The 12,025-nt window shown below is 63.3% G+C and carries 12 protein-coding genes; 4 read left to right on the top strand and 8 right to left on the bottom strand.

The window, feature by feature from the left end; all coding sequences use genetic code 11:
• Positions 1–52 precede the first annotated feature (52 nt).
• From ACR0EF_RS04305 to ACR0EF_RS04320, 4 genes are read left to right on the top strand one after another with little or no spacing between them, the layout of a single operon-like run.
• Entirely contained in the window at positions 53–250 is a 198-nt protein-coding gene (locus ACR0EF_RS04305) for a DUF6494 family protein (RefSeq protein ID WP_005983748.1), read from the top strand.
• Positions 247–1,308: an Mrp/NBP35 family ATP-binding protein gene (locus tag ACR0EF_RS04310; RefSeq protein WP_170371220.1), complete on the top strand. Its 1,062-nt coding sequence runs from the start codon at positions 247–249 to the stop codon at positions 1,306–1,308. Before ACR0EF_RS04305 ends, ACR0EF_RS04310 begins: the two co-directional genes overlap by 4 nt.
• Positions 1,305–2,003 carry a biotin/lipoate--protein ligase family protein gene (locus ACR0EF_RS04315; RefSeq protein WP_170339035.1) on the top strand — a complete coding sequence of 233 codons (699 nt, stop codon included), beginning with the start codon at positions 1,305–1,307 and terminating at the stop codon, positions 2,001–2,003. Before ACR0EF_RS04310 ends, ACR0EF_RS04315 begins: the two co-directional genes overlap by 4 nt.
• Positions 2,000–2,479, top strand: a complete 480-nt coding sequence (locus ACR0EF_RS04320) for a DUF6505 family protein (RefSeq protein WP_170339033.1) — start codon at positions 2,000–2,002, stop codon at positions 2,477–2,479. The genes ACR0EF_RS04315 and ACR0EF_RS04320 overlap by 4 nt, the downstream gene beginning before the upstream one ends.
• Here the strand turns inward: ACR0EF_RS04320 and ACR0EF_RS04325 are convergent, their stop codons facing one another.
• From ACR0EF_RS04325 to acs, 8 genes are all read right to left on the bottom strand, one after another.
• On the bottom strand, positions 2,480–2,980 hold the full coding sequence (locus tag ACR0EF_RS04325; RefSeq protein ID WP_170371219.1) for a flavin reductase family protein: 501 nt from the start codon (positions 2,978–2,980) through the stop codon (positions 2,480–2,482).
• 86 nt (positions 2,981–3,066) lie between these two features.
• Positions 3,067–4,479 carry a 3'-5' exonuclease gene (locus tag ACR0EF_RS04330; protein ID WP_170371218.1) on the bottom strand — a complete coding sequence of 471 codons (1,413 nt, stop codon included), beginning with the start codon at positions 4,477–4,479 and terminating at the stop codon, positions 3,067–3,069.
• A 2-nt stretch (positions 4,480–4,481) separates the two neighbouring features.
• Positions 4,482–5,000 carry a hypothetical protein gene (locus ACR0EF_RS04335; RefSeq protein ID WP_170357569.1) on the bottom strand — a complete coding sequence of 173 codons (519 nt, stop codon included), beginning with the start codon at positions 4,998–5,000 and terminating at the stop codon, positions 4,482–4,484.
• A 30-nt stretch (positions 5,001–5,030) separates the two neighbouring features.
• On the bottom strand, positions 5,031–6,854 hold the full coding sequence (locus ACR0EF_RS04340; RefSeq protein ID WP_170371217.1) for a DUF294 nucleotidyltransferase-like domain-containing protein: 1,824 nt from the start codon (positions 6,852–6,854) through the stop codon (positions 5,031–5,033).
• 108 nt (positions 6,855–6,962) lie between these two features.
• Positions 6,963–8,747 carry a sodium:solute symporter family protein gene (locus tag ACR0EF_RS04345; RefSeq protein ID WP_170371216.1) on the bottom strand — a complete coding sequence of 595 codons (1,785 nt, stop codon included), beginning with the start codon at positions 8,745–8,747 and terminating at the stop codon, positions 6,963–6,965.
• A gap of 15 nt (positions 8,748–8,762) precedes the next feature.
• A complete protein-coding gene (locus ACR0EF_RS04350) occupies positions 8,763–9,047 on the bottom strand; it encodes a DUF4212 domain-containing protein (RefSeq protein ID WP_093962930.1) in 285 nt (94 codons plus the stop codon).
• Positions 9,048–9,229: 182 nt separating this feature from the next.
• The gene (locus ACR0EF_RS04355; RefSeq protein WP_170357572.1) at positions 9,230–9,913 is read right to left on the bottom strand and encodes an adenylate kinase; all 684 of its coding nucleotides are present in this window, start codon (positions 9,911–9,913) and stop codon (positions 9,230–9,232) included.
• A 7-nt stretch (positions 9,914–9,920) separates the two neighbouring features.
• Positions 9,921–11,885, bottom strand: coding sequence for an acetate--CoA ligase (gene acs, locus ACR0EF_RS04360; protein ID WP_170371215.1), 1,965 nt, complete (start codon positions 11,883–11,885; stop codon positions 9,921–9,923).
• Positions 11,886–12,025 lie beyond the last annotated feature (140 nt).

The following is a 12,025-nucleotide window of genomic DNA, read 5'->3' on the forward strand; positions in this document are numbered from 1 at the left end:
ACGGTGACAGGGCGAATGCGTCAAATGAACGAACAAGACGGAGACAACGGCGATGAGCGGCGATTACAACATGTCGATGCGCAAATTCCTCAAACAGGTTGGCGTGACCAGCCAGCAGGCCATCGAAGACGCGCTGCGCAAGGCGGGCGATCCGGCAGGCAAAAGTTTTGAGGCCAAGATGGTCCTGACGATCGACGGTCTGGATGTCGAACACGTGGTGACCGGCCAGATCAAGGACGGCGACGCATGAGCATCCGCGACGCGGTTCTGGCGAACCTGAAGAAGATCACCGACCCGGTTTCGGGTCAGGACATCGTCAGCGCGGGCGTGGTCCGTGCGCTGAATGTCGAGGGCGACACCGTGCGCTTCGTTCTCGAGATCGACCCCAAGAATGCCGAAAAGATGGAACCGGTGCGCGCCACCGCTGAAAAGGCGGCGCAGATGGTCGACGGGGTGGCCAAGGTCTCGGCCCTGCTGACCGCGCATTCCGACAAGGCGCCGCCGGATTTGAAACCCAAGCCCAAGCCCTCGCAGACCGGGCCGCAGGCGGTGCCGGGGGTTGACCGGATCATCGCTGTGGCCTCGGGCAAGGGCGGGGTGGGAAAGTCAACCGTCTCGGCCAACCTGGCTTGTGCGCTGGCGGCCGAAGGGCGGCGCGTTGGATTGCTGGATGCTGATGTCTATGGACCTTCGCAGCCGCGCATGCTGGGCGTGTCCGGTCGACCCGCCAGCCCCGATGGCAAGACCATTCTGCCGCTGCGCAATCACGGCGTCACCATGATGTCGATGGGGCTGATGACCAATGAAGGTCAGGCGGTGGTCTGGCGCGGTCCGATGCTGATGGGCGCGCTGCAGCAGATGATGAGCCAGGTGCAGTGGGGCGCGCTGGACGTGCTGATCGTCGACCTGCCGCCGGGCACCGGTGACGTGCAGCTGACGCTGAGCCAGAAGTTCAAGGTGGACGGGGCGATCGTCGTGTCGACCCCGCAGGACGTCGCCCTGATCGACGCGCGCAAGGGCATCGACATGTTCCGCCAGCTGAAGACACCGATCGTCGGCATGATCGAGAACATGTCCACGCATATCTGCTCGAACTGCGGGCACGAGGAACATGTGTTCGGTCATGGGGGCGTCGCCGCAGAAGCCGCCGAACTGGGTGTGCCGTTGCTGGGAGAAATCCCGCTGCATCTGGATATCCGCGTGGCCGCCGATGGCGGGGCGCCGATCGTGGTCAGCAAACCTGACAGCCCGCAGGCCGAGGCCTTCCGCAAGATCGCCCGCGACCTGATCGCCGCGGGCAAGGCATGACACAGCCGGTCTTTCCCCCGTTGCTGTCCGGGCACCCGGTACAGGGTGGGGAAGACCCGTTCGACCACGCACAGGCCATGGCGGCGCTGGGCTGCGACGCGGGCAGCGTCGTCTACAACATCCAGGCGGATCGCCTGCGCGCGGCCATCGTCTTTGCACCCGAGGTGCCCTTGCAGGACGCAATGGCCATGCTGCCGCTGTGCGCCGTCGGGTTCCAGAACGCGCTGGGCGCGCTGGCTCCGCCCGAGGTGGCGGTGCATCTCGGCTGGGATGGTCCGATTTTCGTCAACGGGGCCCGGTGTGGCCGATTTCGCGTGACCGCGTCGACCTCGGATCCGGAAGCCGTGCCCGACTGGCTGGTCGTCGGCTGGGAACTGGCCTTGCTGCAAACCGGGGACGAGCCCGGCAAGTCGCCCGATGTGACGGCGCTGTATGACGAAGGCTGCGCGGATGTGTCCCCGGTGCAGCTGGTCGAAAGCTGGTCGCGCCACATGCTGACCTGGCTGAACCGTTGGTCCGAGGACGGCAACGCACCATTGCACGGGGAATGGATGGGCTTGCTGCAGGGCGTCGGAGAGCCCTATGGTGATCGCGGCGTGTTTCTCGGGGCCGATGAGCGGTTCGGCATGCTGTTGCGGAACGGGGCGGATACGCAGATTGTTCCCTTGACCCATCTGTTGGAGGACGCCCATTGAATCTGGCCCGCGCCATTCATTTCGACGAAAGCGACCTGAACGTCTTTCACTCGCCTGCCCGAACGGGCGAGTGGTGCATCTCGGGCGGGTTCGAGTTTTCGAACTGGGGCGAGGCCGACCTGGCCGGCAAGGCGCGCCAGGCCTTTGCCAATGGGTGGCTGGGGCTCGAGACCTTCGGGCGCGTGACCTTCGTAGCGGTGACGCAGATCGAGCCGGTCGAGATGGAGCGGCTGGCCACCAACCTGGCCGAGCATTTCGTGCGCCTTTACGGCGCGCCGTCGGTCGAGGCGGCGCTGGACGTGGCCCGGGCCGAGCTGGCTCACATGTCCGAGTTGTGTGACGATCATGCCCCCAACACCCTGCTGACCGTTGCCCGCAGCCTGACCGAGTCCGGCGTTCACGAGGCTTTTCGGGTGATCACGCCGCAAGAGGCCGAGTTGGAGGCCTTTGCCGTGCACGGGTCATTGGACGAGTGATTACAAAAGGTCGGCAAAACCGCCGAACTGTCCGCGCTTGAAGATCAAGCCCTTGCCGGTGCGGTACATGACCTGTTCGACCTCTCCCACGAGAATCAGATGATCCCCGGCCTCGTGGCGGGCAGACAATGTGCAGTCAAATCGGGCCAGACACTGGCTCAGCTGCGGCCGACCTTTGTGATCCGGGGACCAGTCTGCATGCGAGAAATCGAGGCCATTGCGGGCAAAACGAAGGGCCAGATCCTGCTGATCCTCGGCCACGACATGGATCGAGTAATGTTGCGCTGCTTGAAAGGCCCCGTAACGGTTCGACTCTTTTGCCAGACACCACAGGACCAATGGTGGATCCAGCGACACTGATGCAAACGAGTTGACGGTGATGGCCGAGGGACCGTCCGGGGTGCTGGTCGTGACGACCGTCACACCAGTGCCAAAGCACCCGAGAGCCTCGCGGAAGGCCATGCTTTGATCGGGTCCGGGTTTGAATGTTCTTTCGGTCATCGCGCGCTCGTTTGGTGGCCGGGCACGGGGTGCCATGCCGCAGCAGAATTGTCCACGAAAAGCTGTATCGCGATCAATAGGCTGATTCAGTTCAGGTCTTCCAGCAGCCGACCGTGCTTGCGGGTTTCTGCGATCACGTCGCCGAATGTCTGCATACCGCGTGCAGCCAGCATCGGCAGCATCCGCACCAATCCTTCAGCCGTCGCAACCGCATCCCCCAAAGCCGTGTGGCGGAGCGTCTCGGGGATTTCCACGCCCAGTCTTTCGCACAAAGCGTCGAGCGTATGGGTTTCGCTGGCTCCGAAAAGGACCGCTGACAGCAGAACCGTGTCCAGGATGGGGTGATCCCACGTCACTTCCATGCGCTTGGCATGACGGCGCAGAAACGCCATGTCGAATGGTGCGTTATGCGCCACGATCACGGCATCACGGGCGAAGTGGTGGAACATGCGCCCGGCTTGCGCGATATCGGGCGCGTCCTGCACCATACGGTCACTGACCTTGTGAACCTTGGTCGAAGCGGGTGGGATCGGAATGCCCGGATTGACCAGCGTGTCCAGCCGCTCGCCCTCGACGATGCGCCCCTTGACGACACGGACGGCGCCGATCTGCACGATCTCGTCCTTGTGCGGCAGCAAACCGGTGGTTTCGGTGTCGAAGACCACAAAGCACAGTTGCGATAGCGGGCGGTTTTCGAACGCCTCGTCGCCTGGGGTGTCCAGAAGATCGAAATCATAGACCAGAGGGCGCGCGGCCTCTGGCGGAATGCGGGCGACGCTGTCTTCGAAGATCAGCATATAGCCCGGCGCATCGCCCAGCGGTTTCATGCGTGCCGTGTAGGTTTGGCGCCCGTCCACGCTGGCCAGGGTGCAATAGACATCCATGCCGGTTTTCCCCAGCTTCTCGTAAGCGTCCAGCAGAGGTTTGCGTTCGAGATAGTCGAACAGCGAGGCGTTCAGGCGGGGATGGGCGATCTGCGCCAGAACCTCGGCGGCCTGCGCGTCGTACAGAACGATCTGGTGGTTTGGCCCCGCGAGCAGCATCGCGACAGGGATCTCGGACAGAAGCGCGGTCAGACGTTCCTTCTCTGACGCGAGATGCGCGGTTTCGGCAGCCACAGCCTCGGCCGTGGACAGGGCGGTGGTGGCCAGTCGCTCGGCAAGGCTGGCGGCGGCGGGGGCCAGATCACCCAAATAGCGTGCCGCCTGCAAGTCGAGATCGGTATCCACCCCCGCATGTGCACGCGCACGCAGCTGCGCCGACAGGCGTTCGATCGGTTTGGCCACGTTGTCGTCGAACAGCAACCAGACACCGACAACCAGCCCCAGCAAGCCAAACGAGATCAGCAGGCCGCTGAACACGAAGGCGCTGGTTATGTCCGCGGGGTCGGCCCGGCGCAGGCCAAGCCAAAGCGCGATCAGGGTGATGGCGATGCCTCCCGCGGCAAGCAAGCAAAAGAACAGAAAAATTCTCAGGCGCAGGCTCAGGCGGGTCAGCATGGTCAGGCCTCACAAGTGGCTGAGACCACCGGATCATCCGCGCCAACCGGCACCCAATCGGCACCGACCAGACGCCCGTCATCCGAGAACTCGGCCCCATCCGCCAGACTTGCACGGCTGTGCTCGGCGCAGTTCACCGCGATCGGCATCTTGGATACCGGCGCCCAGCGGCCAAAGAAGTACAGGTCGATCAGGCGCTGATCCGGCACCTGCGCGTTTGTCCGCAACGAAGCCGTATCGACGGCCGCGAACCGGTCGACATAGGGCACCGCATAGGTCCAGGGGCGATAGAGCGCGCGGCTTTCAACCTCTTGCACGACGGTCAGGCCCTCGGGCAGGGCATCACGGGTGCGGTCGTACCAGGAATACTCGCTGATGATCGTGACCGCGATCATGCCCAAACCGGCCGCAACCGGAGCCGACCATTTCGGCAGGCGGCCACCGGTCAGCCGGTTCAAACCCATCACGAGGCCCGCGATGGCAAAGCCCGCAAAGATCGTGCCGATCAGCTCAAGAAACATCTTCCTCCTCCGTTCTTCCTAGCCGGAGCATTACCCCAGCATCCCCTTGCCGTGCCCGACCGCGGATTGCATCGTTTTTACCACGACAAACGCGTCCCGAAGATGACTTCGCTCAAAGTCCGACAATTCCGACGGCGCAAGATAGTTGTCGGGCTTGTCGCCATTCCTGATCTGTTTGACCTGATGGTTCAACCGGGTTTCCGCGATCAGGTCATAGGCATCCAGCAGGTCCCGCGCGCCCGACGGGCTGAGCACCCCTGCGGCCTCGGCGGCCTTGAGGCGCGCGCGGGTGTTCACCTCGGTCAATTCACCCTGCAGGCTGTAGACGCGGCCCAGATCGACCACCGGGACCACGCCGTTGTGCTTGAGGTCCAGCGTGTTGCGATGCTCGCCCGAGCGGATCGTGGCGATCCCGCGCAGCAGGCCCAGCGGCGGCGTGTGCTTCAGCGAATTCGAGATCATGTGCGCCACGAAGATCGAGTTCGCCCGCGCCGCGCGCAGGGTTTCGGCCTGCAGGTCGGAAAACAGCTCGAACCGGCCACCGATGGGGCGCAGGTCGAACATGACCGAGGCCAGCATCTGCGCCTCGGGGTTGGGCTTGGCGATCCAGCCGTTGAAATAGTCGCGCCAGACCCTGACCGGCTGCCGCCAGCGCGGATTGGTCGCCATCATGTCGCCGGGGCAATAGAAATACCCGCAGGTATCCAGCCCATCGGACACGAATTTGGCCAGCGCCTCGAAATAGGGCAGGTCGGCATCGGTGACGCTGTCATCCAGCATCAGGCAATTGTCCTGATCGGACACGCCCGTCTGCTCCTGCCGCCCCTGCGAGCCGCAGGCCAGCCAAAGATAGGGGACGGGCGCCGGGCCGAGTTTCTGCTCGGCCAGCGCCAGCAGCCGGCGCGTCGCGGCGTCAGCGATGTCGGTGATCAGGCGGGTGACGATTTCGTGCCGGTTGCCCGCCGCCACCAGTTGCACCAGCAGGTTCGGGATCTCGGCCGTGACCGCGGCCATCTCGGTCGCCGACCCGGCCTGCGCGATGCGGCCGACCAGCTCGGCCGAGCTGACGGCCTGGAATCGGGTCAGGTCGGTTTGGGTGACCATTCCGACCAGACGCCCACCCTCGGTGATGGGGATATGGCCGATACCGCGTTCCAGCATCGCGTGCAGCACGTCCGAGCCGATGTCGCCGGGCGACAGGGTCAGCGGGTCCGGGGTCATGATCTGTGACACCGGGGTCGTCGGGGGCAGGGCGCCCGCCACGACCTTGCCCGACAGGTCCCGAACCGTGGCAATGCCGCGCAACGCGCCGCGCTCGGTGATGCAGACCGACGAAATGCCCCGGTCGCGCATCAGGCGCGCGGCTTCCTGAACGGTCGTGTCCGGGGAGCAGGTGGCCGGCTTGCGCGCCATCAGGGTCTCGACACGGGTGGTGGCCAGTGATTGCTGTTCAGGTCGCGCGGGGCGGGCCCGGTTGAAGAATCTGGCGACGACGACGTGACGCTGGAGCAGATCGGAAAACAGGTCGGTGGGGATGATCAGCAGAACCGAGGGCGCGTCAGTCGTTGCTGTGGTCACCGCGCGCCCGTCGCGCATCAGACCACGTTCGCCGAACGAGTTGCGCAGGCCCAGATGGGATACGACCGCGCCGTTTTCGTCGGTGATCTCGACCTGGCCTTCGTAGATGATGAACAGGCCGGGCAACTGCGCGCCACGGCGATAGAGGACGGCGCCCTTTGCGATTTCGCGCGCTTCGATCCGGGCGGCGATGTCGGCCAGTTCCTCGACAGGCAGCGCGTCATAGGGGTGCACGGATTTCAGGAACCGGGTGATCTGTTCAGGTGAAAGCGCCATGGGTTCGCCGGTCCGCTTGAATGAAAAGCCCCGCCCGGGGTTTAGCCGGGCGGGAAAAGTTGGTCGAGGGAAACGGCCCGTGATGCATCATCGCGGACCGCATCCGGCTCAGTGGTCCTGAGCCGCGCCCGCACCACGGGGAATGCGCACGCTTTCGACCAGATCCTTGATCTCCTGCGGGGTTTCCTTGGTCATGCCGGCAACCACATAGGCGACGCCGAAGTTGACCATGGCGCCGATCGCACCGAACGAGGTCGATTTGATCGGACCCAGCAGCGGGTCTGCATCGGTGAACGAGTTGGTGCCCGGAATGAACAGCCAGCCCTTGTGCAGGAAGATGTAGACCAGGGTGACGGTCAGACCAGCCAGCATGCCCGCGACCGCGCCGGTGTTGTTGATGCGGGTCGAGAAGATCCCCATCATCAGCGCCGGGAAGATCGAGGCCGCCGCCAGACCGAAAGCCAACGCCACGGTTTGCGCCGCAAAGCCCGGAGGGTTGAGGCCCAGATAGGTGGCAACCACGATGGCCACGGCCATTGCGATCCGCGCCGCCAGAAGCTCGCCCTTTTCCGAGATGCTCGGGTTGATCGAGCCCTTGATCAGGTCGTGCGACACGGCCGACGAGATCGCCAGCAGCAGGCCCGCAGCAGTCGAAAGCGCGGCCGCAAGACCACCGGCCGCGACCAGACCGATCACCCAACCCGGAAGGTTGGCGATTTCGGGGTTGGCCAGAACCAGGATGTCGCGGTTGAACTTGGTCAACTCATTGCCGACCCAGCCCTTTTCTTCGGCAAGCGCCTGCATGTCGGCGTTCTTGTCGTTGTAGTACTGGATCTTGCCGTCGCCGTTCTTGTCTTCCCAGTCCAGCAGGCCGGTTTTCTGCCAGGTGGCCATCCAGTCATAACGGGCATCGTTGTCGATCTGCTCAAGCGATACAGCGCCGCCTTCGATGCCGCCGTTCGGCCACATCATGTCGGTGATGTTCAGACGAGCCATGGCGCCAACCGCGGGGGCCGTCAGGTACAACAGCGCGATGAACACCAGCGCCCAACCGGCCGACCAGCGGGCGTCCGACACTTTGGGAACGGTGAAGAAGCGCATGATGACGTGCGGCAGGCCGGCGGTGCCGATCATCAGCGACAGGGTGAACAGAACCATGTTCAGCGTGTTCGAATGATGAGCGGTGTATTCCGCAAAGCCCAGCTCGGCCACGATGGAATCCAGCTTGGTCAGCAGCGGCTCACCGCCGGCGGTGTCGCCGAACAGGCCCAGGGCCGGGATCGGGTTGCCGGTCAGCTGCAGCGAGATGAAGATCGCCGGAATGGTGTAGGCGGTGATCAGCACGCAGTACTGAGCGACCTGGGTGTAGGTCACGCCCTTCATGCCGCCGAACACCGCATAGGCGAACACGACGCCCGCGCCGATCAGCAGACCGGTGGTGTTCGACACTTCCAGAAAGCGGCCAAAGGCCACGCCCACGCCGGTCATCTGGCCGATCACGTAGGTGACCGAGGCCACGATCAGACAGATCACCGCCACGACGCGCGCGGTCTGGCTGTAGAAGCGATCGCCGATGAACTCGGACACGGTGAACTTGCCGAACTTGCGCAGATAGGGCGCAAGCAGAAGCGCCAGCAGCACGTAGCCGCCGGTCCAGCCCATCAGGAACGAGCTGTTGTCATAGCCGGTAAAGGCAATAAGGCCCGCCATCGAGATGAACGAGGCCGCCGACATCCAGTCAGCCGCTGTCGCCATACCGTTGGTGACCGGGTGAATGCCGCGACCGGCGGCATAGAATTCCGATGTGGATCCCGCGCGGGCCCAAATCGCGATGCCGATGTAGAGCGCAAAGGACGCGCCCACAAACAGCAGGTTGATGGTAAACTGATCCATTGTCCCCTGGCTCCCTTATTCTTCTTCGACGCCGTATTCGGCATCCAGTTTGTTCATGCGCCAGGCGTAGAAGAAGATCAGCGCCAGAAAGACCAGGATCGATCCCTGTTGCGCGAACCAGAAGCCCAGGTCGGTGCCGCCGACGGCGATGCCCGACAGCAACGGGCGCAGCAGAATGCCGAACCCGAAAGACACCAACGCCCAGATGATGAGGCTGATGTAGATGAGACGCAGGTTTGCCTGCCAATAGCCTTTGTCGGACTCGGCAGTCTGCGCGGAGTTTGTTGAATTATCCGCCATTGCGGTTTCCTCCTTGGTTCCTCCAGGGCGGCCCGGTGCATTTGTCCTCCGGCGTAGGGCCGCCATTCGATTGCGCCGAGCGCCGCGATGGCGCCAGGCAAAGCTTCTCCGGTCCGCCAGAGCGGTTCCGTTGAAGAAACTCGTGTCGGGGTCAGTGCCCGCTTTGGGGAGTCCTCTTCCCCTTACCGCATCGCGTCGCCCACGATGCTTTCCAGGCCACGGGCGATCTGATCGATCTGCCCCATGGCATCCAGTTTTCTGAGTACGCCGCGATCCTTGTAGTAGTCGATCAAAGGCGCGGTTTGTTCGTGATAGGCCTCCAGCCGGGACGCCACGGTTTCGGCATTGTCATCGGCGCGGCGGCTGAATTCGGTGCTGCCGCACTTGTCACAAACACCGTCCACCTTCGGCTGCTTGTACTGATCGTGGTAGCCTTCACCGCACATTGCGCAGGTGTAGCGTCCGGCGATCCGGGTGACCATCTCGGCGTCCTCGACCTCGAGGCTGATGGCCGCATTCACCTTCTGCCCGTTTTCGGCCAGCAGCTTGTCCAACGCTTCGGCCTGAACCGTGGTACGGGGAAACCCGTCCAGGATGACACCGCACGCGCAATCGGGCTCGGCAATGCGATCGCGCAGGATTGCGATGACGATGTCGTCGCTGACCAGGTCGCCGGCTTCCATCACTGCTTTCGCGGCCTTTCCGGCCTCGGTTCCGGCAGCAACCGCGGCGCGCAGCAGGTCGCCCGTGCTGAGTTGCACAAGGCCGAATTTCTGTTCCAGCATTCGCGCCTGTGTGCCCTTCCCGGCGCCCGGAGGGCCGAGAAGGATCAGGACAGCGGGCTTTGTGATTGTTTCAGCCTGCATCACGCCCTCACTTGTTGGCCCGGTTGGCGATCAGATCTTCGACGACGGACGGGTCGGCCAGGGTCGAGGTATCGCCCAGCGAGCCGAAGTCGTTCTCGGCGATCTTGCGCAGAATGCGGCGCATGATCTTGCCCGAACGGGTCTTGGGCAGGCCCGGAGCCCATTGGATCACGTCAGGGCTGGCGATCGGTCCGATTTCTGTCCGGACCCATGTGCGCAGCTCTTTCAGCAATTCATCCGAGGGCTCTCGGTCATTCATCAGGGTGACGTAGCAATAGATGCCTTGGCCCTTGATTTCATGGGGATAACCAACGACGGCCGCTTCGGCGACGGCGGCGTGAGCCACCAGTGCGCTTTCGACTTCGGCGGTACCCATGCGGTGGCCAGACACGTTGATGACGTCATCGACGCGGCCGGTGATCCAGTAATCGCCATCTTCGTCGCGGCGGCAGCCGTCACCGGTGAAGTAATACCCCTTGTAGTCTGAGAAATAGGTCTTCTCGAACCGCTCATGGTCGCCCCATACGGTGCGCATCTGGCCCGGCCAGCTGTCCTTGATGCACAGCACGCCTTCGACCCCGTTGCCGGTGATCTCGACGCCCGACTGCGGATCCAGCACGACGGGTTGAACGCCAAAGAAGGGTTTCATCGCCGAACCGGGCTTGGTCGCATGCGCGCCGGGCAGGGGGGTCATCATGTGGCCGCCGGTCTCGGTCTGCCACCAGGTGTCGACGATCGGGCATTTCCCCTTGCCGACCACCTCATTGTACCAGTTCCAGGCCTCGGGGTTGATGGGTTCGCCCACCGTGCCGAGCGTTTTCAGGGAACTCAGGTCGCATTTTTCTACGAACTCGTTGCCCTGACCCATGAGCGCGCGGATCGCGGTGGGGGCGGTGTAGAACTGGTTGACCTTGTGCTTCTCGCAAACCTGCCAGAACCGCGAGGCGTCGGGATAGGTCGGCACGCCTTCGAACATCAGTGTGGTCGCGCCATTGGCCAGCGGGCCATAGACGATATAGCTGTGGCCGGTGACCCAGCCCACGTCCGCCGTACACCAGTAGATGTCGCCGTCATGATAGTCGAAGGTGATTTCGTGGGTCATCGCGGCATAAACCAGGTAGCCGCCGGTGGTGTGCACCACGCCTTTCGGCTGTCCGGTCGAGCCCGAGGTGTAAAGGATGAACAGCGGATCTTCGGCGTTCATCTCGGCCGGCGCACAATAATCGTCGGCCTCCAGCGCCATTTCGTTGTAGTCGTAGTCGCGCCCGTCGATCCAGGTGGTCTGGCCACCAGTACGCTTGACCACCAGACACTTTACCGTGTCCTTGCAGTGCAGCAGGGCGGCGTCGGCGTTCGATTTCAGCGGAGTCTTGCGGCCGCCGCGCGGGGCCTCGTCGGCGGTGATTATGACCTTGGCGTCGCAACCGTTGACCCGAGCGGCCAGCGCGTCGGGCGAGAAGCCGGCAAATACGATCGAGTGGATCGCGCCGATGCGGGCACAGGCGAGCATGGCATACGCGGCCTCGGGGATCATCGGCAGATAGATGACGACCCGGTCGCCTTTGCGCACGCCCATCGATTCCAGAATGTTCGCCATGCGGCAGGTGCGGCGGTGCAGCTCGGCATAGGTGATGTGCTGGGCTTCGTCGTTCGGATCATCCGGTTCCCAGATGATCGCGGTCTGATCGCCGCGGGTCTTCAGGTGACGGTCCAGGCAGTTGGCCGAGACGTTCAGCGTGCCGTCGGCATACCAGTTGATCTTGACCGAGCCGAAATCGTAGTTGACGTCCTTGACCTGGGTGTAGGGCTTGATCCAGTCGATCCGCTTGCCATGCTCACCCCAGAATTTCACGGGGTCGTTGACAGATGCCTCGTACATCTGGGTGTATTTTTCGGCATCGACATGAGCGCGAGCGACGGTTTCTGCGGATGGCGGAAATACCTTGGCTTCTGCCTGGGCAGCGGTGGTCATTCTGAGGCTCCTCCCTCTGACTGGACTTCGGGTGGACCGAGTTTGCCCAATTGATTGGCATTGTCGATCCGTTTCCTCCCCGGTCGGGATAATACGCCTTCGAGAAAAGAAAGAAATAAATTGCCGTAATCCTTGGATTT

The organism is Ruegeria sp. CG8 (assembly GCF_056537165.1).